The sequence below is a fragment of the Micromonospora sp. DT4 genome, assembly GCF_049841675.1.
In the GTDB taxonomy this organism is placed as follows: domain Bacteria; phylum Actinomycetota; class Actinomycetes; order Mycobacteriales; family Micromonosporaceae; genus Micromonospora.
The window spans coordinates 16,623-37,275 of sequence record NZ_JBNCKT010000055.1 but is presented as its reverse complement, the minus strand read 5'-3'; the positions used below and the strand labels follow the sequence as shown (position 1 = coordinate 37,275).

Here is a 20,653-nt window from a genome sequence, read left to right as displayed (position 1 = left end):
GCCAGGCTTGATCGCCGCGTCGAGGTCAGCGTGGATTGATCCTGATGCCCGACCGGGCACCACGCCGATCGCTGTCACAAGGAGCCAACTATGGCCGACCAAAGTCCCGGGTCCCGCACGGTGGAGGTTGATGACGACGTGTACGACGTGTTGGAGCGCACCGCCGCCAGCCGAGACACGGACATCAACAGCGCGCTGCGGTCGCACGTTAACGAACCCTCCCTGAAGCGCAGCCCCGAAGGCGGGTGGGTGTCCGGGCGACTCCCGTGACACCCACCGAAAGCCTCAGCGGATGGTGGCGGTCGCTGTGACGAACGTGGCCCAGACGGCGGGAGCGAAGGTGAGGGCCGGGCCGTGCGGGTCCTTGCTGTCGCGTACGGCGACGATGCCGGGCAGATTGTCGGCAACTTCGACACACTCGCCGCCGTTGCCCGCGCTGCGGGTGCTCTTGCGCCAGTGGGCGCTGGTCAGGTCAACCACGGTGAACCTCCCCGATGATCTTATTGATCAGTTGGAACGATTGTCCCTCATCAAGGGCGAGTGACAGCAAGCTTGCCCAGACCTTCTCGGTGCTGCTTCGTGCGCGCATTTCTCCGTCAGCTGGCGGCCCGCCGGTGAGCGCCCGGTGGGTGGCGCACCTGCCGTTCACCGCCGCCGACCTGCCGGCCGCCCAGCACTTCGCCGGCACCCTGGGCCGCTCGTTGAGCTTCCTGCCCGAGGTGGACCCAGGAGAGACCACCGTGTCCGCCGAGGACGCCCAGGGCGTACGCCATCGGGTGTTCTGCGACCTGCCGCTCGACGGCGGCCGGCGATGCGTGCGGCGCGTCGAGCACGACGGCGACTGCACGGCCCAGCGGTGTCGGTGACCGCCGTGCCGCTCGTCGTCTGCCCGGACTGCGACGGGATGACCTTCACGCTGGAGCCGTGCCGGTGCCCCACCTACGGCGACCGGTTCCTCGCCGACGACGACGTGTTCGGGCCGCGCCGGGAGGCGTACCGGAACTGCGACCAGTGTCGTGGCGCGGGGCAGGCGGTCACCGTGCGCTTCACCCGCGCTGGCTGCGCCGTGTACCGCCATGACGCCGACGGCGTACGCCTCCTCGCCGAAGTTCCCGACCTGCGCGACCGGTGGTGCTTATGAGGCCTGTCGACGGCATTGATCCACACGAGATCGCCGATGTCGTGGCATCCCATCGAGCGGATACCGCGACATCGGCGAAGTCGCGTTGATCAAGAGGCCACGCGCGGGCTTACTCCGGGACGCGGCGGTAGGCGCCGTCGCTGGCCGAGGTGGCCATCGAGGCGTACGCGCGCAGCGCCGCCGACACCGGACGCTGCCGGTCCGTCGGGGTGTACGGCTTGTCGCGCTTCTCCTCGGCCACCCGTCGTGCCTCCAGCTCGTCCTCCGGCACGTTGAGGTTGATCGACCGGCCCGGGATGTCGATGACGATCTCGTCGCCCTCGCGGACCAGCGCGATCAGTCCTCCGGAGGCGGCCTCGGGGGAGGCGTGCCCGATGGAGAGGCCGGACGTGCCGCCGGAGAAGCGACCGTCGGTGAGCAGCGCGCAGGACCGGCCCAACCCGCGACCCTTCAGGAACGAGGTGGGGTAGAGCATCTCCTGCATGCCGGGGCCGCCCTTGGGGCCCTCGTAGCGGATCACCACGACGTCCCCGGCGACGACCTCCTTGGCGAGGATCGCGGTGACGGCGTCGTCCTGCGACTCGTAGACCTTCGCCGGGCCGCGGAAGGTCAGGCAGTCGTCCGGCACGCCGGCGGTCTTCACGACGCAGCCGTCCGGGGCCAGGTTGCCGTGCAGGATGGCGAGGCCGCCGTCGGCGGAGTACGCGTGCTCGCGGTCGCGGATGCAGCCCTCGCCGGCGTCGGTGTCCAGCGACGACCAGCGGTTGGTGGTGGAGAAGGGCTCGACGGTACGCACCCCGCCCGGCGCCGCGTGGAACAGCTCGACCGCCTCCGGCGTCGGCGAGCCACCGCGCACGTCCCAGTCGGTCAGCCACTGGGCCAGCGAGGGGGAGTGCACGGCGTGGACGTCCCGGTTGAGCTGCCCGGCCCGGTCCAGCTCGCCGAGGATCGCGGGGATGCCACCGGCGCGGTGCACGTCCTCCATGTGGTACTTCGGGGAGTTCGGCGCCACCTTCGCCAGGCACGGCACCCGCCGGGAGATCGCGTCGATGTCGGCGACGCCGAAGTCCAGTTCCGCCTCGCGGGCGGCGGCGAGCAGGTGCAGCACCGTGTTGGTGGAGCCGCCCATGGCCACGTCCAGGGCGACCGCGTTCTCGAAGGCCTTCCGGGAGGCGACGGTGCGGGGCAGCACGGAGTCGTCGTCACCGTCGTACCACCGCTTGGCGATGTCCACGACGGTGCGGCCGGCCTCGACGAACAGTGACCGTCGCGCGGCGTGGGTGGCCAGCGTCGAACCGTTGCCGGGGAGCGCGAGCCCGATGGCCTCGGTGAGGCAGTTCATCGAGTTGGCGGTGAACATGCCGGAGCAGGAACCGCAGGTGGGGCAGGCGGAGCGCTCGATTTCGCCGAGCTGGTCGTCGGTGACGGCCTCGTTGGACGAGGCGATCATCGCGTCGATCAGGTCGATCTTACTGTGGACGATGCCCTCGATCGCCGCCGTCTTGCCGGCCTCCATCGGCCCGCCGGAGACGAAGACGGTCGGGATGTTGAGGCGCAGTGCGGCCAGCAGCATCCCGGGGGTGATCTTGTCGCAGTTCGAGATGCAGACCAGGGCGTCCGCGCAGTGCGCGTTGACCATGTACTCCACCGCGTCGGCGATCAACTCGCGGCTGGGCAGGGAGTAGAGCATGCCGCCGTGGCCCATCGCGATGCCGTCGTCGACCGCGATCGTGTTGAACTCCCGCCCGACGCCGCCGGCCTCGGCCACCGCGTCGGCGACCAGGCCGCCCATGTCCTTCAGGTGTACGTGACCAGGCACGAATTGGGTGAAACTGTTGGCGATGGCGACGATCGGCTTGCCGAAGTCGTCGTCGGTCATCCCGGTGGCCCGCCAGAGGGCCCGGGCGCCGGCCATCGTCCGACCGTGTGTGGACGTCCTCGATCGCAGCTCAGGCATGCGTACCAGCATGACACCGCCACCGCCCGGGCCCCTGGGGAGATGGGCCGTGTCCCAACAGATGCACATCCGGTCTCCCACGACGTGCGCTCATCCGGCACTCTTGTGTCGTGCATCTCCCCCCGGGCATGGTCGCCGTCGCGGCGCTGAGCGGGCTGGTCGCGGCTGCGGCCACCGCGCTGCTGACCGTGGTCGCCCGGGGGCGGACCGGACCATGCCGACCGGCACACGTGCTGTTCGCGGCCGCCGCGGGTGTGTCAGTGGTCAGCCTGCTGGCCGGGGTCGCGGCGGTGCTGTCGGCGAGCGACCACTGGGCCCACGAGCAGGGGCAGCGCACGGGCTGGGCCACGGCGGCGGCGATCGGTATGGCGGTGGCCGGCCTGGCCTTCGCGTCCGGACTGCTCCGGCTGCCGGGGGTCGCCGCCACCGCCGCGGGGACCGCCCGGCTCACGCTGGACGCCGTCACCGTGGCGGCGGCGCTGTGGTTCGTCGGCTGGGTGCTCTTCTCCGAGCCGACCCGGCTGCTCGGCGCCGCCACCCCGATGGCCTGCCCGGCGATCCTGGTGACGACGGTGAGCGCCGCGCTCGGCGCCGGCCTCGCCGTGATCGTCGTGTTCCGGGCCGCCGCACCGCGTCACCGGCTGGCCGTGCTCGCGACCGGCATCACCGCGGTGAGCTGCGGCGGGTTGGGCCTCAGCGCGGGGCTCTGTCAGGCCGGGCCGACCATGGCGCTCACCGGCGCGGCGGTGCTGTCCGCCGGTCTGCTGACCGTCGCGCTCGCGGTGCGCCGGTTCGACCAGCCGGGCGAGGTCGCTCTGGACCTGGTCGGTCGTGACGGGGAGTACGCGCTCGCCCCGATGCTGGCGATGGCGGCCTCCGCGATGTACCACCTGCTCCAGGACGGCCGCTTCACCGCGCCGGGCATCCTCGCCGGCAGCGTGGAGGGCTTCGCTCTGGTCGCGCGGCAGTACCTCACCCTCAAGGACGTCCGGGACTACGCCGGCCGGCTGGTCGAGCGGGAGGCGCACTTTCGTGAGCTGGCGCACACCGACCCGTTGACGTCGTTGGCCAACAGGCGCGGGCTGCTGCGGGCGCTGCACGAGGGCGCGGCGGCGGGCACGCCGTGCGTCCTGCTCGGTCTGGACCTGGACGGCTTCAAGAACGTCAACGACATGCGTGGCCACGACGTGGGTGACGCCGTGCTGGCCGAGGTGGGCCGCCGGCTGCGCGGCAACCTGCGCCCGGGCGACGTGGCGGCCCGGCTCGGCGGCGACGAGTTCGCCGTGCTCATGCCGGCCCGGCCCGCCGAGGCCGACCGGGTGGCCGAGCGGTTGCTCGGGGTGCTCAACCGGCCGTACGACCAGCCGGAGGGCCCGATCTTCCTCTCCGTGAGCATCGGTGTGGCCGGGTGGTCCTCCGAGCCGGACGTGGAGTTGCTGCTGCGCCACGCCGATCTGGCGCTGCGCTACGCCAAGCAACGTGGCAAGAACCGGATCGAGCGCTACGACGCGGCGTACGACCAGTTGCTGCGTCGGCGCACCACCGTGGAGCACGAGCTGCGGGGCGCGATCGAACGCGACGAGCTGCGGCTGGCCTTCCAGCCGGTGGCGTCGCTGCCGTCGGTACGGCCGGTCGGCGCCGAGGCGCTGCTCCGCTGGCACCATCCCGAGCTGGGCAACGTCCGCCCGGACGAGTTCATCCCGCTCGCCGAGGAGTGCGGCATGATCGCCACACTCGGCGCCTGGGTGTTGCACCAGGCCTGCTACCAGCTCTCCCGTTGGCTGGCCGACGGGCACGACGTCTGGGTCTCGGTGAACGTCTCGCCGCGCGAACTGCACGCCCGGGAGTACGTGGTCCAGGTCGCCGAGGCCCTGCGCGCCCACCACGTACCGCCGCAGCGGCTGGTGCTGGAGGTCACCGAGCACGCGGTCGCCACCGATCTGGACGAGCTGATCCGGCGGCTGACCGCGCTGCGGCTGACCGGCGTACGGATCGCGCTGGACGACTTCGGCGCCGGGTACTCGTCCCTGGGGCAACTGCGCCAGCTGCCCATCGACATCCTGAAGATCGACCACAGCCTGGTGGCCGAGCACGAGCCGGTCCGTCCGGCGGACCAGGACGGCCCGGCGTTCGCGCCCATGGTCGACATCGTCATGCGGCTGGGCCACCAGTTGGGCATGGAGGTCATCGCCGAGGGGGTCACCACGCCGACCGAGTTGGCCGCGGTGGTCGCCGCGGGTTGCCGGTTCGGGCAGGGCGCGCTGTTCGGCTGGGGGGTGCCCGCCGAGCACCTGGAGGCGATGCTGGAGGCGGCCACCTCGCCCGGCGCGCGCCCCGGCCCGCTGCCCGCCCAGCGCCGGGATTCCGGCGGGTCCGGGCAGGTCATGCCGCCTGCTGGCGGCGCGCCGTCGGCCGACGCGCCGCCCTCGGTTAACCAACATGTGGGATCAGTTGACTCATCGCGTGAGATGCGTCAGGCTTAGCCGCATGTCATACCGGTCGCTGCGAGTACTTATCTGAGCGCACTCTCCCCCGTCGAGAGTGCGCTGGCCCCGTGCATCTGCACGAGGGCCGTTTTTGTTGCCGTCGGAACCTGTCGCGACGGGCCCACGCCCACGTCGCATCGCTGAACAAGCCCCAGCCACTCCAGCCGAAGGCCAGAACCACCATGACGAGACCCACGCCCGAGACCCTCGCCCACACCGCCCGGCGGGCCCGCGCGTCCGCCGACCCGGCCGCCGCCGACCCCGCCGCCGCGCGCGCCGCGGCCACGCCGGCAGTTCCGGCCGTACGGACATCCGCTCCGGCCCAGGTCTCCGGCGCCAGCTCGCTGGTGCGGTCGCTGGAGGCGCTCGACGTCGACGTCGTCTTCGGCATCCCGGGCGGCGCGATCCTGCCGGCGTACGACCCGCTCTACGACTCCACCGTCCGGCACATCCTGGTCCGTCACGAGCAGGGCGCCGGGCACGCGGCGACCGGGTACGCGCAGGCCACCGGCAAGGTCGGCGTCTGCATCGCGACCTCCGGCCCGGGCGCGACCAACCTGGTGACGCCGATCGCCGACGCGTACATGGACTCGGTGGCGATGGTGGCGATCACCGGTCAGGTGGCCCGCCCGTCGATCGGCACCGACGCCTTCCAGGAGGCGGACATCCAGGGCATCACGCTGCCGATCACCAAGCACAACTTCCTCGTGCAGACCGCCGAGGAGATCCCGCAGGTGTTGGCCGAGGCGTTCCACCTGGCCAGCACCGGTCGGCCCGGTCCGGTGCTGGTCGACATCCCCAAGGACGTGCTCCAGGCGTCGACCACCTTCACCTGGCCGCCCACGCTGGACCTGCCCGGCTACCGGCCGACCCTGCACCCGCACGGCAAGCAGATCCGCGAGGCGGCCCGGTTGATGGCCGGCGCCCGCCGGCCGGTCCTCTACGTGGGCGGCGGGGTGCTCAAGGCCGGCGCCACCGACGGGCTGCGTCGACTCGCCGACCTGACCGGCATCCCGGTCATCACCACGCTGATGGCGCTCGGGGCGTTCCCCGACTCGCACCCGCAGCACCTGGGGATGCCCGGCATGCACGGCACTGTCGCCGCCGTGTACGGCCTCCAGAAGGCCGACCTGATCGTCGCCCTGGGCGCACGGTTCGACGATCGGGTCACCGGCAAGGTCGACTCGTTCGCCCTGGACGCCACGGTGGTGCACGCCGACATCGACCCCGCCGAGATCGGCAAGAACCGGCACGCGGACGTCCCGATCGTCGGTGACGCCAAGCACGTCATCGACGAGCTGATCGCCGCGGTGACCGTCGAGCGTGCGGGGGGCCGCGTCGCCGACCTGGGCGACTGGTGGACCCAGCTCGACGACCTGCGGAACCGCTATCCGCTGGGCTACGACGAGCCGGCCGACGGCACGCTCTCCCCGCAGTACGTGATCAAGCGGTTGGGGGAGATCGTCGGCCCCGACACGATCTTCGTGGCCGGGGTGGGACAGCACCAGATGTGGGCGTCCCAGTTCATCTCCTACGAGAAGCCGTACACCTGGTTGAACTCCGGCGGTCTCGGCACGATGGGTTACGCGGTGCCGGCGGCCATGGGCGCGAAGGTCGGCAAGCCCGACACGGTGGTGTGGGCGATCGACGGCGACGGCTGCTTCCAGATGACCAACCAGGAGTTGGCGACCTGCGCGCTGGAGGGCATCCCGGTCAAGATCGCCGTGATCAACAACGGTAACCTCGGCATGGTGCGGCAGTGGCAGACGCTGTTCTACAACGAGCGCTACTCCAACACCGAGCTGGGCACCCACAAGCACCGCATTCCCGACTTCGTCAAGCTCGCCGAGGCGTTGGGCTGCGTGGGGCTGCGCTGCGAGACCGCCGACGACGTGGACAAGACCATCGCCGCCGCCATGGAGATCAACGACGTCCCTGTGGTGATCGACTTCGTGGTCGGCAAGGACGCCATGGTCTGGCCGATGGTCGCCGCCGGCACCAGTAACGACGAGATCATGTTCGCCCGCGACGTCCGCCCGGTTTTCGACGAGGACGACATCTAGTCATGAATGCGCCGAGCGCAGCGAGGGCCATGAGGGCATGACGAAGGAGACGCAGTGACGATGCACACCCTGTCCGTGCTGGTGGAGAACAAGCCCGGCGTGCTCGCCCGGGTCTCCGGCCTGTTCTCCCGGCGCGGGTTCAACATCGACAGCCTCGCGGTCGGCGAGACCGAGAACCCGGACGTCTCCCGGATCACCATCGTGGTCAACGCGGAGTCGTCCCCGCTGGAGCAGGTCACGAAGCAGCTCAACAAGCTGGTCAACGTACTCAAGATCGTTGAACTGGATCCGCAGGTCTCGGTCGCCCGGGAGTTGCTGCTGGTGAAGGTCCGCGCCGACCGTGCCGCACGGTCCCAGGTGCTGGAGACCGTCAACCTGTTCCGCGCCCGGGTGGTGGACGTCGCACCGGACACGCTCACCATCGAGGCCACCGGCACGCCGGACAAGCTCGACGCGCTGCTGCGCGACCTCGAGTCCTTCGGCATCAAGGAAATGGTTCAGTCCGGACTCGTGGCCATCGGGCGCGGCTCGCGTTCGATCACCGCCGGTCCCGTGCTGCGGGCCGCCTGACCCATCCGCACAGACCACGACGAGCATTCAGGCCGTCGTACGAAAGGGAAGTTCTCATGAGTGTTGAGGTTTACTACGACGACGATGCCGACCTCGGCCTGATCCAGGCCAAGAAGGTCGCGGTGATCGGCTACGGCAGCCAGGGCCACGCCCACGCGCTGTCGCTGCGCGACTCCGGCGTCGACGTGGTGATCGGTCTGCCGGAGGGCTCGAAGAGCCGTCCCAAGGCCGAGGAGCAGGGCCTGCGGGTGGTCACGCCGGCAGAGGCCGCGGCCGAGGCGGACGTGATCATGGTGCTTGCGCCGGACACCGCCCAGCGCAAGATCTACACCGAGTCGATCGCCCCGCACCTGGCCCCGGGCAAGGCGATCTTCTTCGGCCACGGGTTCAACATCCGCTACGGGCTCGTCAAGCCCCCCGCCGAGGTGGACGTGGCGATGGTGGCGCCGAAGGGCCCCGGCCACCTGGTGCGTCGCCAGTACGTCGACGGCAAGGGCGTGCCCGTCCTGGTCGCCGTCGAGCAGGACGCCAGCGGCAACGCGTTCGCGCTCGCCCTGGCGTACGCCAAGGCGATCGGCGGCACCCGGGCCGGCGCGATCAAGACCACCTTCACCGAGGAGACCGAGACCGACCTCTTCGGTGAGCAGGCGGTGCTCGCCGGCGGCGCGACCGCCCTGGTGCAGGCCGGTTTCGAGGTGCTCACCGAGGCGGGCTACGCGCCGGAGGTGGCCTACTTCGAGTGCCTGCACGAGCTGAAGCTGATCGTCGACCTCATGTACGAGGGCGGCATCGCGAAGATGCGTTACAGCATCTCCGACACCGCCGAGTACGGCGACCTGTCCCGTGGTCCGCGCATCGTGGACGCCCGGGTCAAGGAGGAGATGCGCAAGATCCTCGGTGAGATCCAGTCCGGCGAGTTCGCCCACGAGTGGGTCGCCGAGGACGAGGCGGGCCGCCCCAACTTCGCCAAGTGGCGGGCCGAGGGCGCGGCGCACCCGATCGAGGAGACCGGTAAGAAGCTGCGCGGCATGATGAGCTGGGTCGACCGCCCGATCACCGAAACCGCCTGATCGCTCGGCCAGACGACAGTCTCCGACGGCCCCGGGCCGCGCTCTCCCCAGCGCGACCCGGGGCCGTCGACATTGCGCCTGCGCCGGTAGCGGCCTCGGCACTGCCTCGGGCGGGAGTGCCGCTGGTGAGCCGTATACCAGGGAGTCATATTCATACCTGTGAGGCATGTCGCTCACCGCAGTGCCAAGCCGGACCCCGTGAGCAAGGCGCGCCACGACGGTTTCGCTGTGGTGAACGGGTGATGTCCATCGTTCGACAGCGCGTGTGAGGGCACTCACCCCGAAGACCGGAACACGCCGGCCAGTGCGGCCCCTACGATCGCGGGTAGGTGCGCTGAGCCGGCACCTGCCGGCCACGGCACGGATCAGGACGGGGTGCAGTGCGGCGCCCCGCCACCCGCGCCGATCGCAAACACGACCTCTACGAGGACCGATGAATCCTGTCGTACTGATCGCCGAAGAACTCGCCCCCGCCGCCATCGAGGTGCTCGCCCACGACTTCGACGTCCGTCACGTCGACGGTACCGACCGTCCGGCCCTGCTCTCGGCGCTCTCCAAGGCCGACGCCGTCATCGTGCGCAGCGCGACCCAGATCGACGCCGAGGCGGTCGCTGCCGCGCCGCGACTCAAGGTGGTCGCCCGCGCCGGCGTCGGACTCGACAACGTCGAGGTGCCGGCAGCCACCGCGCGGGGCGTCATGGTCGTCAACGCACCCACCTCGAACATCGTCTCCGCCGCCGAGCAGGCCGTCGCACTGCTGCTCGCCGTGGCCCGCAACACCGCCAGCGCCAGCGCGGCGCTCAAGGCGGGCGAGTGGAAGCGGTCCAAGTACACGGGTGTCGAGGTGCAGGGCAAGACCGTCGGCGTGGTCGGGCTGGGCCGCATCGGGGTGCTCTTCGCGCAGCGCATCGCCGCGTTCGGCACCCGGCTGATCGCGTACGACCCGTACATCCAGCCGGCCCGTGCCGCGCAGCTCGGCGTACGCCTGGTCGGGCTCGAGGAGCTGCTGCGCGAGAGCGACTTCATCTCGATCCACCTGCCGAAGACCCCGGAGACGGTCGGCCTGATCGGCGAGAAGGAGCTGGCGCTCGTCAAGCCCGGCGTCCGCATCGTGAACGCCGCACGTGGCGGTCTGGTCGACGAGCAGGCGCTCGCCGACGCTATCGCGGAGGGGCGGGTCGCCGGCGCCGGCGTCGACGTGTACTCCAAGGAGCCCTGCACCTCCTCGCCGCTGTTCGCCTTCGACAACGTGGTGGCCACCCCGCACCTGGGCGCCTCCACGCACGAGGCGCAGGACAAGGCCGGCCTGGCGGTGGCCAAGAGTGTGAAGCTGGCGTTGCAGGGCGAGTTCGTTCCGGACGCGGTGAACGTCCAGGCCGGCGGCGTGGTCGCCGAGGACGTCCGCCCGCTGCTGCCGCTGGCCGAGAAGCTGGGTCGCGCCTTCACCGCCGTCGCCGGCGGGGTCGCGGCCAGCGTCACCGTCGAGGTTCGCGGCGAGGTCGTCAGCCACGACGTGTCGGTGCTCAAGCTGGCCGCGACGAAGGGCCTGTTCAGCTCGGTGGTCGAGGATCAGGTCACCTACGTCAACGCACCGCACCTGGCGGCCGAGCGCGGCGTCGAGGTCACTCTGGACAGTCAGGCCGAGACGGCCGACCAGCCCACCCTGGTCACGGTGCGCGGCGCTCTGCCGGACGGCCGGGCGGTCAGCGTCTCCGGCACGGTCAACCACACGGGCGCCCGTGACGTCCCCCGGCTGACCGAAGTGGACGGTTTCGACGTGGAGATCGCCGCCGAGGGCATTCTGCTGTTCCTGCGCTACGCCGACCGGCCGGGTGTCGTCGGTACCGTCGGCACCCTGCTGGGCGAGTCGGGTATCAACATCGCCGCGATGCAGGTGGCCCGGCGCGAGGCGGGCGGCGAGACGCTGATGACCCTCACCGTCGACCAGGCGCTCGGCGCCGACCTGCTGACCTCGGCGGCCGACTCGATCGGTGCGACCGCCGCCAGCGCGGCGGACCTGCGCGACGAGTAGTCCGTCGCCGCAGCGCGACAGGCGGTCGCGGCACAGACGGCAGCACCACGGGGGGCCTGGCGACAGCGCCGGGCCCCTTCGTCGTACGCCGGGAGGTGTTTCGCCCCGGGTAGTGGTCAGTTCGGCAGTCGGGCCGGGGGCGGGTAGACCGAGCCGTCCTGGGGGTCGAAGAGCATCAACCCGTGCTCCCCGGCCAGCCGCTCGATGTCCAGCAGCACCTGGTCCGCGCAGGTCGGGTGCAGGTTCAGCTCGACGTGATCGTGGGCGGCGTGCAGCGGCGCGATTGCCCAGGGGCTGTCCGGGCCGGGGCGACGGTCCGGATAGGACGCGGTGATCGCCCGGTAGAAGCCGACGACGCGCGGGTCCGGGTATCGGTCCACGTGCCGCCCCTGCCGGCAACCCTCGACCGCTGCCCGCACGTCCTCGGGCGTCGCCCCGTCCTCCAGGGCCCACACACTCAGATCGAAACTCACGGCGGACAGCGTGCCATCCGTCGTTCCCCATGTCGAAACTGCCTCGCCGCAGGCCAATCGCCGAGTCGCCGCATTCCGTCCGAAGGAGTCCGCTGTGGAGACTCTTGCGTCGAGTTGCGTCGATTCGCTAGCGTACGACTGCGGTTACTGGCCGCCAGGCCGTGGCGCCGGCCCGTCTTCGGGTGGCGCGGCCGACGTCCGGCCCGACCGGTCCGCACCCCTCGATTGTGCGAGCCACGCGCACTCGTCGCCGACCGGCCCCCACAGCCGTTGCCGAGGCCGTGGGGGCCGATCGCAATCCGGGTGACGCGAGGCGGTCGACGGGTCTCTGGTGCGACTGCGCGTCCGGCCGTGCGGCCATGATCGGCCGCCGTGACCAACGCCGCGCGGTTCTCAGACGACGAGACCCGCCAGGGCTGCGGTGGGCTTCGCCGGTGACGACCAGCGCTACGTCGTCGCCGTGATGTACCAACTTCCGCCCGGCAAGGGGATCGACGTGGGGGTGCACACGGTGCGCGACCTGGTCGCCACCGTCTTCGGGGCGCGGACCCCGGCACGGGTCACCGTGCCGGATCCCAGCACGGCTCGCTAGTGTCCGGAGCCCTGCTCGGGAACCGGGCTACCGCCCCCTCGCGGTTCACGTCGCGTCGTCACGACCACCGTTCGCGGGCCCCCTGACCCGCTGACCCCTACCGTGGGCAGCGGACATGATCGCTACATGAGTCCCAGCTGAGAGGGTGCTGTGCATCAGTTCGTCTCATATGTTGGGCGCATCGTACCGGGGGGCGGGACGGCAACGTACCGTTGCCGGACAGGGCAGTCCGAGCGTGGGGAGAGTGGGCGTGACGCGGATCGCGGTGGTGGCCGGGGACGGCATCGGGCCCGAGGTGGTCGCGCAGGCCCGCAAGGTCCTCGACGCGGTGCTCCCCGGTGTGCAGGCCACCGAGTACGACCTCGGCGCCGCCCGCTGGCACCGTACCGGAGAGGTCCTGCCCGACTCGGTGCTGACCGAGCTGGCCGGCCACGACGCGATCCTGCTCGGCGCGGTGGGTGACCCCACGGTGCCGCCCGGTGTCCTGGAGCGCGGCCTGCTGCTCAAGCTCCGGTTCGCCTTCGACCAGTACGTCAACCTGCGTCCCTCGCGGCTCTGGCCCGGCGTCGCCGGTCCGCTGGGCAGCGTGAAGCCCGGCGAGGTCGACCTGGTGGTGGTCCGCGAGGGCACCGAGGGGCTGTATGCCGGTGCCGGCGGGACGTTGCACCGCGACACGCCCGCCGAGGTCGCCACGGAGGAGAGCCTGAACACGCGGCACGGCGTGGAGCGGGTGATCCGCGACGCGTTCGCGCGGGCCGGTCGTCGGGAGCGGCGCAAGGTCACGCTGGTGCACAAGACCAACGTGCTGACCCATGCCGGGTCGCTGTGGTCGCGCGCCTTCGCGGCGGTCGCCGCCGAGCACCCCGACGTCGCGACGGAGTACCAGCACGTTGACGCTGCCGCGATGTTCCTGGTTACCCAGCCGCAGCGCTACGACGTGGTGGTCACCGACAACCTCTTCGGCGACATCCTCACCGACATCGCCGCCGCCGTCACCGGCGGCATCGGGCTGGCCGCCAGTGGCTGCATCAACCCCGAGGGCGCGTACCCCTCGATGTTCGAGCCGGTGCACGGCTCCGCGCCGGACATCGCCGGGCAGGGCATCGCCGACCCGGTGGCCGCGGTGCTCTCCGTGGCGCTGCTGCTGGAGCAGTTCGGGCACGCCGAGGCGGCGGCCCGGGTCAACGCGGCGGTCGCCGCCGAGCTTGCCGGCCGTACCCCGGGCGCGGCGCTGCGGACGGCCGAGGTCGGCGACCGGCTCGCCGCCCACGCCGTAGCCTGACCGCCCCGGGCCGCTTCTCGGCCGGGGCGGTATCCGCCTGTCCGGGCAGTCCACCCGGTCCCGAGCGGCGCTACCTTCTGAACGACCGTTCGGACCCCTCATCCCTTTGGGTGCCCCCGAAGCCCCGCGCCGCCCCCACTCGGCCGAAGGGCCGACCCGCCGCCGGCAGCACCCACCCGACCTCATCCGGACCGCCGAACCGCCGCCGCCTGACCCGGATTGATCGGCCCGCTGGCCGATAGCCGCACCGCGCGCACCGTCACAGCATCGACACCACACAGTGACGCGCCCGGGGCGGCGGGGCATCGCCGCACACCGGACGCCTGATCGGACATCGGAGGTCCGAGCCATGCGCACCCTAACGATCGACCCCGCAGTGTGGGCGGCGGTGCAGGGCCTGCCCGCCGGGCCGATCGCCCGCAACCGGGACGACTCGCACGCTAACCGCGTCCAGGTCCAGGAGCGCGCCAACTACCACCTCCAGCAGACGCTGGGCCACAAGACGGTGTCGATGCACCGGCTGCGGCACTGGCACGGCACCTACGTACACCAGGCGGCCGACGGCGACATCCGGGTGACGCAGGAGCTGCTGGGCCACGCCTCGCCGAACACCGCCTCGGTATACGTGGCGACGATCGGTGGCGCGAAAGCGGCGGCGGTACACGCGCTGCCACTGCCGATCTGACCTCCCGCCCCAGACGACCGAGCGCCCCGGACCACCCTCCCCCTGCTTGGGTGGTCCGGGGCGCTCGCCGTGAACCGTGCTCGCTCAGCTCACGCGGCGCGGCCGGCGCGACTTCTGCCGCATAACCTCCGGCGGCACCACGTGGCGACTCGACGACTCGGACGGGCGCACCGGGTCGGTGGCCGACTCGACCCGCGGGCGCCGGTCGTGCGGCAGTAGAGACAGACTCGCCACCACGACGACGTCGGCCCGGCCGTCTCGCGTCATGCGCAGCGCGTCGTCCCAGGTACGGACGACACGGCCGAACACGTACCCGCACGCCTCCACGCGCTCAATGCAGGGCGTGGCAGCGGCAGAAAACGCCTCAGGGGTGGCGAGGTACGCGGGGACGAACACCACAGCGTGATCGGGCATCTGGGGCTCCCTTGGTATGGTGATCATGGGGGAGAGCCCATGAGACACCGTCCCGCCGACGGGACGGAAGGGCTGACCGGCCGAGTCGCGCGTGACCGGGCCGAGCACCCGGCCGGCCGGCGCCCGCCTCACTCACTGATGTGCTACGGGGCGACGCGTTGTAGCCGGTGTGACGCATGGCTAGGCGCCGTCGGTGACCGCGAGTAGCAGGCGCAAATAGATGACCGTGGCTACTGTGCGCGGTGGGGTGATGCCCAATCTCACGCAGGACGCCAAGAATCACGATCTTCGACAAATACGCCCGCGCCGGCGCTGCGCTGACCGCCCGTCAGGTCACCGGGATCCGGTACACCAGCTCGTACCGACCGCGCGGCAGCACGATGTCCGCCGTCTCGACGGCCAAGCCGTCGGCGAAGTACGTCCGGTTGATCTCGTAGACGTCCGCCCGGGACGGCAGGCCGAGCACGGTCACCTCGGCTTCGGATGCCGGCCGCGAGTTGATGCGCTCTTCGAACTCGTCGATGTGCACACCGATCGCGTCCATCCTGGCCACCACACCGACAGCGGCGCCGTCTTCGGGCCACTCCACGACGGTGCCGCCGGTGATGCTCAGCGGCTCGTACGACGTCGACAGCTGGATCGGCTCACCGTCGGCCAGGAACCGGTAGCTCGTCCGCATGAGCGCCGCACCGGGCTCGATGCCGAGCCGTACGGCGATCTGCTCGTCGGCCACGGCGTGCCGGCTGTCGTGCTCCCACGTCCCGCGCTGGCCGGCCCGGGCCGCGTCCCGAGCGAACGGCGACGTCGGGCCGGGTGCGGCGCGCAGCTCGCGGCCGTGGGCCTGGCGGACGAGCTGGCGGGTCGACCGGACGTAGACACCGGATCCGGCCCTGCCCTCGACGAGCTGCTCCGCCTTCAAGACGCTGATGGCCCACTTCGCCACGGTGCGGCTCACGCCGTACTGCTGCATGAGCTTGGTTTCGCTGGGCAGCTTCGCGCCGGCGGGCAGCGCACCCGATTGGATCTGGGCGCGCAGCTCGGCGGCGATCGCCAAATAGGCGGGCGTCTTAGCCATGTGGGTACAACCTCCGGTCAGCCCGCCCAGTCGAACACAGACAACCTGGTGTGCCAAGTTTGCGCGATGGTCTTGCCTCACCGTACCTAGTGTACTAGCTTTCGGGATGGCTCCCCGCTACCGAACGGCTCCGGTCAGCAACCACCGCGACCGGCCGACTTACCCGGGCTGGATCTGGCTGACCGGGTACGAGCTGGGCCACGACGGGACGGCTGTGCGCCGCCGAGAGGTCTACGTCCAGCACGAAGGGCTCCGGTGGATACCGCAGCCCCAACGCAGAGACCGGGGACGGCCGAGGTGATGGACGGACCAATCGAAACCGCGCCCGCGCGGCCAGCCGCGACCGGTCCGTCGCGGTGCCTGGGCTGCCTGCCCCGAGTCATGGCCACCTCGCCGCACGACTGCGGCGGCGACCGCATCCCCGCCCAGAACCTGGGCTGGTCGTGCGACTGCCCGCAGGCCGCCTGCCGCCGGCGACAGCACGGCAACTGGTCCACCAGCAAACTGCGGACCAGAACGTAAGCGGCCCCGGACCTGGCGATGCAAGCGCCTGCCCGGGGCCTTGACCAGACACTGGAGGTCTGACCCATGCACCATCCTCACCGATCACGCCGCGGCGTCAAGGCCGCAGCCGCCGCGCTCGCGCTGATCGCCGCGCTCGCCTGCGAGGGCGAGGGCGGCGTCAAGAGCGACCGGCCCGCCAGCGACAAGCACGTCGACCCGAAGGCGCAGCGCGTCGTCACCATCCAGATCACCGAGGCCACAGGCCCGTACGACGTGTGGGTGCGCGCGGCGAAGGTCGGCGACGCTCGAGGCGACCACACCCGGGAGAAGGTCGCCAGCGGCCCCTACCGGCAGACGCTCGACTACACGTCGGGGCTGAAGATCGAGGTCACCATCACCGCGACCGGGCACCGTACCGACCTGTTCCGCTGCCAGATCAACGATGGGGAGAAGGTGGCCCGCGAGCGCGCCGCCGGCCAGGTGCAGTGCAAGCTCACGACCTCGCGGTGACCCGGCGCAGCAGCCGCGCCCACGCCAGGCGTAGGCGGTCGCGCCATCCGGCCCTGCGGTAGTTCTCCGGCGGGTTGAGCATCCATTCACCAGCACTCATGACCGACAGTATGGACCACCACAGCGCCAACCAGGAAGGATGAGAGGCGTGATTGACGACCTGGTGACCTGGCTGCGCGCCCAGCTCGACGACGACGAGCGGGCGGCACGATCCGCCACGGCCGCGCCTTGGTGGCACAACCCGGGTAAGGCGTGGCTCGGCCCGAAGGCGTTCGAGGCGTACGACCGCACCAAGGGTGAGGAGTTCGTCGGATACGGCGAGAGCCCGTTCGGGGTAAGTTTCTGGCACAGCCAATTCGGTGTGCGATCCCGCATGCCGTTGTCCCGCAGGGAGGTCAGCGCGATGAGCGGTGGTGACAAGCTCGACTTCGAGATCCGTCCGAATCCCACGCCGGTATCCGCCGCCGACCGGGCTGCCCTGCTGGCCAACCCGGGATTCGGCCGCCTCTTCACCGACCACATGGTCACCATTCGCTACGCGGAGGGCAAGGGCTGGTACGACGCCCGGGTGGAGGCGCGGAGGCCGATCCCGATGGATCCCGCCAGCGCGGTGCTGCACTACGCGCAGGAGATCTTCGAGGGGTTGAAGGCGTACCGGACGTCCGACGGTGGCGTGACGATGTTCCGGCCGGACGCCAACGCCGCGCGGTTCGTCGATTCGGCGCAGCGGATGGCGATGCCGGTGCTGCCGCCCGAGGTGTTCGTCGACTCGCTGCACAAGCTTATCGAGATCGACCGGGAGTGGATCCCCACCGACGAGGACGGCAGCCTCTACCTGCGGCCGTTCATGATCGCCAGCGAGGTGTTCCTCGGCGTCCGCCCGGCCAACGAATACCTCTACATGGTGATCGCCTCGCCGGCCGGGTCGTACTTCAGCGGCGGCGTCAAGCCGGTCACGGTCTGGGTCTCGCCGGACTACACCCGGGCCGCTCCCGGCGGCACCGGCGCGGCCAAGTGCGGCGGCAACTACGCCGCCTCGCTGGCGGCTCAGGCGGAGGCCATCGAGGCGGGCTGTGACCAGGTCGTCTTCCTCGACGCCGTGGAGCGCCGCTTCGTCGACGAGCTGGGCGGCATGAACGTCTTCTTCGTCTACGACGACGACACGGTGGTCACCCCGCCGCTGAGCGGCACGATCCTGCCCGGCATCACCCGGGACGCGGTCATGACGCTTGCCGACAAGGCCGGGCACCGGGTCGAGGAGCGGCCAGTCTCGTTCGCCGACTGGCAGGCCGACGCGGCCAGCGGCCGGCTCCGCGAGGTCTTCGCCTGCGGCACCGCCGCGGTGATCACTCCGATCGGCGGGGTGCGCTTCCCCGACGGTGAGTTCCTGATCGGCGGCGGCGAGCCCGGCCGGGTCACCATGTCGCTGCGCCAGCAACTGGTGGACATCCAACGCGGCAAGGCCGCCGACCCGCACGGTTGGGTGCGTCAGGTCCTGTGACGTCCGTCGGCTGACCGGCCCGTCCGACGGGCCGGTCAGCCGCGCGCTAGCCCTCGTCCAGCAGGTGGTCGCGCAGGGCCGCCAGCTGCTCGTCGGTCACTCCGGCATGGCGCAGGTACGCCTCGATCGAGCCGTGCCCCTCGCGCAGCTCGTCCAGGAACATCTGCATGGCCTCGGCGGGCGATGCCAGGAACGGCGCCGGCACCTCTGCGGCGTCCGGCATGCTGGCGGCCAGCCAGGCGCCGAACCGCGCCGACGCCTCGGTGCTCAGCGCGTAGTCGGCGGTGATGTCGGCGTCGTCGACGCCCAGGACGGCGAGGGTCAGGGCGCAGACGATGCCGGTGCGGTCCTTGCCGGCTACGCAGTGCACCACCACCGGGGCGTTCGCCGAGTCGGCGATCAGCCCGATGGCCTCGCCCAGGCCGACGGTGCCGGTCTGGGCCAGGTCGGCGTACCGGTCGGCGAGGTAGCGGGCCAGGTCGGTGCCCTCCTCGTGCGGCGTGGCCGACCAGTCCTCGTGCTCCGGGTGGATGTGCCGGTAGGTCAGTCCCTGGTACGCCGGCACCCGGCCGTCGCGCTCCACCTCGGTGGGACGGCGCAGGTCGATGACGGTGCGTATGCCGATCGCGGCGAACGCGTCGCGGTCCTGCTCGTCGAGCCGGTGCAGGGAGTCGGAGCGGTAGAGGCGACCACGGCGTACGGTGCGGCCGTCGTGGCCGAGGTAGCCGCCCACGTCGCGGAAGTTGAAAGTCGCCGGCAGGGTGCGGTGTCGTGCGTCGTCGATGGCGTCCACGTGCACACGGTAACGGCCGGTGGGCTCGTACCCCACCGGCCGTGGAGCCCAATCGGTCAGCGGGCGGTGCCCGGGGGGAGCGCGCCGTACGTCTCGTCGAAGTGGCCGCCCAGCTGGTCCCGGTACGCCGGGTCGCTGTGGCTGGTCTCGTCGTACTCCGGGGCGGCCTTGATCTGGTCGCGGTTTCGGTCGACGGAGACGGTGCGCTGGTCGTGGTCGACCTGGTTGACCGTGCCGGCGGGCAGCGTCACCTTCTTGCCGAAGATCCACGGCCCGGTGTCCACCACCAGGTAGCTGCCGCCGACCTCGTGGCTGGCGCTGTCGATCTTGCCGACTCCGCCGTCGGTGGCCTCGACCTTGTAGCCGACCAGATCGGCGTCGGCCACGGCGGCGGTGTCGCGGTAGCGCCAGGGGTCGAAGGCGCCGGCCGGCGCCCCACCGGGAACGGTGCCCTGGTCGCCGCCGCGCATTGGGTCCGGCCCGGCGTGGGCGGCGTGCGGGTCGATCCTGTCCATGCCGTTCACTCCTGACTGTCGCCGATCGTCTCGGCCTCGGTGCCTGGGTCCCCGCAGGAGCTACCCGGCGGCGGGGTCCCGGAAACGGCGACCGGCCGGCGTGCCGGGGTGTCGGCGGCCCGTCCGGGTGGGCCGATCGTCGGTGGCGCGGCCCGTCGGGGGTGCGTCGATCGCGCCACGCCGCCGTGGTGGCGGACCCGGGCATCAGGCCAGCGCCGCCTCGGCGTCCAGCGTGACCGCCGCCGCGTGCACGACGGCGGAGATCCGCAGCGCCTCGTGCACCTGTTCGCGGGTGACGCCACGGTGGCGGAGCGCCTTCTCCTGCGTCTGGAGGCAGACCTCGCAGCCGCTGATCGCCGAGACGCCGAGGCACCACAGCTTGAAGTCGCTCTTGTCCACGCCCGGACGGGCGATGATCTGCATGCGGAGCCGGGCCGGCATCGAGGCGTACTCGGGGTCGCCGACGAGGTGGGTGGCCCGGTAGTAGATGTTGGTCATCGCCATGACGGCCGCCGCGCCCTTGGCCGCCTCGACGCCGTCCGGCCCGAGGTGGTCGAGCGCCTCGGCGGCGATCTCGCGCAGTACCAGCGGATTGCGGGCGGCCACCGCGCAGGCCAGGGCCGTGCCCCACGTCTGCGCAGGGGTCAGCGTGGAGGCGCCGATCGTGGCGTCGAGGTTGCGGGCGATGTCCGTGGCGTACGCGGGCAGGGCCGCCCGGATGGTGTCCAGTCCCACGGGTCAGCCCTCGGCCTCGGCGGGCGGGGCGTCGGCGTCGAGCGACACGGTGAGCACGGGGCCTCCTTGTGGGCGGGGCGTCGTCTTCCGGCGGGCCAGTCGTCGCGACGCCGGACGTGCCGTCCCGCGATGTGGATAGTTTCTCCCAAGAACGGGGGGCGAGTGGCAGAGTGGCCATCGTGACCAGCACCGCCCTGATTATTGCGACCTAGCGCGCCGGCTTTCCCCTCTGCCGAGCGCGCAGACCTCCCGCAC

Annotated in this window: 21 protein-coding genes; 13 read left to right on the top strand and 8 right to left on the bottom strand. The window is 71.3% G+C overall.

Features of this window, described 5'->3' with window-relative positions; all coding sequences use genetic code 11:
* Positions 1–90 precede the first annotated feature (90 nt).
* Positions 91–270 carry a hypothetical protein gene (locus ACLQ24_RS17120; protein ID WP_425892723.1) on the top strand — a complete coding sequence of 60 codons (180 nt, stop codon included), beginning with the start codon at positions 91–93 and terminating at the stop codon, positions 268–270.
* A 15-nt stretch (positions 271–285) separates the two neighbouring features.
* On the opposite strand, the gene ACLQ24_RS17115 is transcribed toward ACLQ24_RS17120, so the two are convergent.
* Complete coding sequence (locus ACLQ24_RS17115) at positions 286–480, bottom strand: DUF397 domain-containing protein (protein WP_425892722.1); 195 nt, start codon at positions 478–480, stop codon at positions 286–288.
* Between the two features lie 134 nt (positions 481–614).
* On the opposite strand from ACLQ24_RS17115, the gene ACLQ24_RS17110 reads away from it, so the two are divergent.
* Together ACLQ24_RS17110 and ACLQ24_RS17105 are read left to right on the top strand one after the other, a co-directional pair.
* A complete protein-coding gene (locus tag ACLQ24_RS17110) occupies positions 615–866 on the top strand; it encodes a hypothetical protein (RefSeq protein ID WP_425892721.1) in 252 nt (83 codons plus the stop codon).
* Complete coding sequence (locus ACLQ24_RS17105) at positions 863–1,141, top strand: hypothetical protein (RefSeq protein ID WP_425892720.1); 279 nt, start codon at positions 863–865, stop codon at positions 1,139–1,141. Before ACLQ24_RS17110 ends, ACLQ24_RS17105 begins: the two co-directional genes overlap by 4 nt.
* Before the next feature lie 109 nt (positions 1,142–1,250).
* On the opposite strand, the gene ilvD is transcribed toward ACLQ24_RS17105, so the two are convergent.
* Positions 1,251–3,098 (bottom strand): dihydroxy-acid dehydratase, encoded by a 1,848-nt coding sequence (ilvD, locus tag ACLQ24_RS17100; protein WP_425892719.1) that lies wholly within the window; start codon positions 3,096–3,098, stop codon positions 1,251–1,253.
* A 128-nt stretch (positions 3,099–3,226) separates the two neighbouring features.
* Between ilvD and ACLQ24_RS17095 the strand changes: the two genes are divergently transcribed.
* From ACLQ24_RS17095 to serA, 5 genes are all read left to right on the top strand, one after another.
* Positions 3,227–5,581, top strand: coding sequence for a putative bifunctional diguanylate cyclase/phosphodiesterase (locus tag ACLQ24_RS17095; protein WP_425892725.1), 2,355 nt, complete (start codon positions 3,227–3,229; stop codon positions 5,579–5,581).
* A 185-nt stretch (positions 5,582–5,766) separates the two neighbouring features.
* Positions 5,767–7,647, top strand: coding sequence for an acetolactate synthase large subunit (locus ACLQ24_RS17090; protein ID WP_425892718.1), 1,881 nt, complete (start codon positions 5,767–5,769; stop codon positions 7,645–7,647).
* 54 nt (positions 7,648–7,701) lie between these two features.
* On the top strand, positions 7,702–8,217 hold the full coding sequence (ilvN, locus tag ACLQ24_RS17085) for an acetolactate synthase small subunit (protein ID WP_425892717.1): 516 nt from the start codon (positions 7,702–7,704) through the stop codon (positions 8,215–8,217).
* Positions 8,218–8,273: 56 nt separating this feature from the next.
* Positions 8,274–9,287, top strand: a complete 1,014-nt coding sequence (gene ilvC / locus ACLQ24_RS17080; protein ID WP_425892716.1) for a ketol-acid reductoisomerase — start codon at positions 8,274–8,276, stop codon at positions 9,285–9,287.
* A 433-nt stretch (positions 9,288–9,720) separates the two neighbouring features.
* Positions 9,721–11,319 carry a phosphoglycerate dehydrogenase gene (gene serA, locus ACLQ24_RS17075; RefSeq protein WP_425892715.1) on the top strand — a complete coding sequence of 533 codons (1,599 nt, stop codon included), beginning with the start codon at positions 9,721–9,723 and terminating at the stop codon, positions 11,317–11,319.
* A gap of 116 nt (positions 11,320–11,435) precedes the next feature.
* Here serA and ACLQ24_RS17070 read toward each other — a convergent pair whose 3' ends face one another.
* Positions 11,436–11,792: a hypothetical protein gene (locus ACLQ24_RS17070; protein ID WP_425892714.1), complete on the bottom strand. Its 357-nt coding sequence runs from the start codon at positions 11,790–11,792 to the stop codon at positions 11,436–11,438.
* A 421-nt stretch (positions 11,793–12,213) separates the two neighbouring features.
* On the opposite strand from ACLQ24_RS17070, the gene ACLQ24_RS17065 reads away from it, so the two are divergent.
* The 3 genes from ACLQ24_RS17065 (at position 12,214) to ACLQ24_RS17055 (ending at position 14,351) form a co-directional block, all read left to right on the top strand.
* On the top strand, positions 12,214–12,384 hold the full coding sequence (locus tag ACLQ24_RS17065; RefSeq protein ID WP_425892713.1) for a hypothetical protein: 171 nt from the start codon (positions 12,214–12,216) through the stop codon (positions 12,382–12,384).
* Between the two features lie 250 nt (positions 12,385–12,634).
* A complete protein-coding gene (locus ACLQ24_RS17060; RefSeq protein WP_425892712.1) occupies positions 12,635–13,666 on the top strand; it encodes a 3-isopropylmalate dehydrogenase in 1,032 nt (343 codons plus the stop codon).
* Positions 13,667–14,015: 349 nt separating this feature from the next.
* Positions 14,016–14,351, top strand: coding sequence for a hypothetical protein (locus tag ACLQ24_RS17055; RefSeq protein WP_425892711.1), 336 nt, complete (start codon positions 14,016–14,018; stop codon positions 14,349–14,351).
* Between the two features lie 84 nt (positions 14,352–14,435).
* Here ACLQ24_RS17055 and ACLQ24_RS17050 read toward each other — a convergent pair whose 3' ends face one another.
* Positions 14,436–14,765, bottom strand: coding sequence for a hypothetical protein (locus ACLQ24_RS17050; protein ID WP_425892710.1), 330 nt, complete (start codon positions 14,763–14,765; stop codon positions 14,436–14,438).
* A 328-nt stretch (positions 14,766–15,093) separates the two neighbouring features.
* Entirely contained in the window at positions 15,094–15,840 is a 747-nt protein-coding gene (locus tag ACLQ24_RS17045; protein ID WP_425892709.1) for a GntR family transcriptional regulator, read from the bottom strand.
* A gap of 588 nt (positions 15,841–16,428) precedes the next feature.
* Between ACLQ24_RS17045 and ACLQ24_RS17040 the strand changes: the two genes are divergently transcribed.
* Positions 16,429–16,854 (top strand): hypothetical protein, encoded by a 426-nt coding sequence (locus ACLQ24_RS17040; RefSeq protein WP_425892708.1) that lies wholly within the window; start codon positions 16,429–16,431, stop codon positions 16,852–16,854.
* 148 nt (positions 16,855–17,002) lie between these two features.
* Positions 17,003–18,355: a branched-chain amino acid aminotransferase gene (locus ACLQ24_RS17035; protein ID WP_425892707.1), complete on the top strand. Its 1,353-nt coding sequence runs from the start codon at positions 17,003–17,005 to the stop codon at positions 18,353–18,355.
* A gap of 46 nt (positions 18,356–18,401) precedes the next feature.
* On the opposite strand, the gene ACLQ24_RS17030 is transcribed toward ACLQ24_RS17035, so the two are convergent.
* The 3 genes from ACLQ24_RS17030 to ACLQ24_RS17020 all read right to left on the bottom strand — a co-directional run bounded on the left by ACLQ24_RS17030 (position 18,402) and on the right by ACLQ24_RS17020 (position 20,398).
* Positions 18,402–19,148 (bottom strand): tyrosine-protein phosphatase, encoded by a 747-nt coding sequence (locus ACLQ24_RS17030; protein ID WP_425892706.1) that lies wholly within the window; start codon positions 19,146–19,148, stop codon positions 18,402–18,404.
* Between the two features lie 56 nt (positions 19,149–19,204).
* Positions 19,205–19,663 carry a PRC-barrel domain containing protein gene (locus ACLQ24_RS17025; RefSeq protein WP_425892705.1) on the bottom strand — a complete coding sequence of 153 codons (459 nt, stop codon included), beginning with the start codon at positions 19,661–19,663 and terminating at the stop codon, positions 19,205–19,207.
* 204 nt (positions 19,664–19,867) lie between these two features.
* Entirely contained in the window at positions 19,868–20,398 is a 531-nt protein-coding gene (locus ACLQ24_RS17020) for a carboxymuconolactone decarboxylase family protein (RefSeq protein ID WP_425892704.1), read from the bottom strand.
* Positions 20,399–20,653 lie beyond the last annotated feature (255 nt).

What these genes read in the sequence shown, in the direction of transcription:
- ACLQ24_RS17120 (WP_425892723.1), top strand. Translation starts at nt 91, where the DNA reads ATGGCCGACCAAAGTCCCGGGTCCCGCACGGTGGAGGTTGATGACGAC.
- ilvD (WP_425892719.1), bottom strand. Translation starts at nt 3,098, where the DNA reads ATGCCTGAGCTGCGATCGAGGACGTCCACACACGGTCGGACGATGGCC.
- ACLQ24_RS17095 (WP_425892725.1), top strand. Translation starts at nt 3,227, where the DNA reads ATGGTCGCCGTCGCGGCGCTGAGCGGGCTGGTCGCGGCTGCGGCCACC.
- ACLQ24_RS17090 (WP_425892718.1), top strand. Translation starts at nt 5,767, where the DNA reads ATGACGAGACCCACGCCCGAGACCCTCGCCCACACCGCCCGGCGGGCC.
- ilvC (WP_425892716.1), top strand. Translation starts at nt 8,274, where the DNA reads ATGAGTGTTGAGGTTTACTACGACGACGATGCCGACCTCGGCCTGATC.
- serA (WP_425892715.1), top strand. Translation starts at nt 9,721, where the DNA reads ATGAATCCTGTCGTACTGATCGCCGAAGAACTCGCCCCCGCCGCCATC.
- ACLQ24_RS17055 (WP_425892711.1), top strand. Translation starts at nt 14,016, where the DNA reads ATGCGCACCCTAACGATCGACCCCGCAGTGTGGGCGGCGGTGCAGGGC.
- ACLQ24_RS17050 (WP_425892710.1), bottom strand. Translation starts at nt 14,765, where the DNA reads ATGCCCGATCACGCTGTGGTGTTCGTCCCCGCGTACCTCGCCACCCCT.
- ACLQ24_RS17045 (WP_425892709.1), bottom strand. Translation starts at nt 15,840, where the DNA reads ATGGCTAAGACGCCCGCCTATTTGGCGATCGCCGCCGAGCTGCGCGCC.
- ACLQ24_RS17040 (WP_425892708.1), top strand. Translation starts at nt 16,429, where the DNA reads ATGCACCATCCTCACCGATCACGCCGCGGCGTCAAGGCCGCAGCCGCC.
- ACLQ24_RS17025 (WP_425892705.1), bottom strand. Translation starts at nt 19,663, where the DNA reads ATGGACAGGATCGACCCGCACGCCGCCCACGCCGGGCCGGACCCAATG.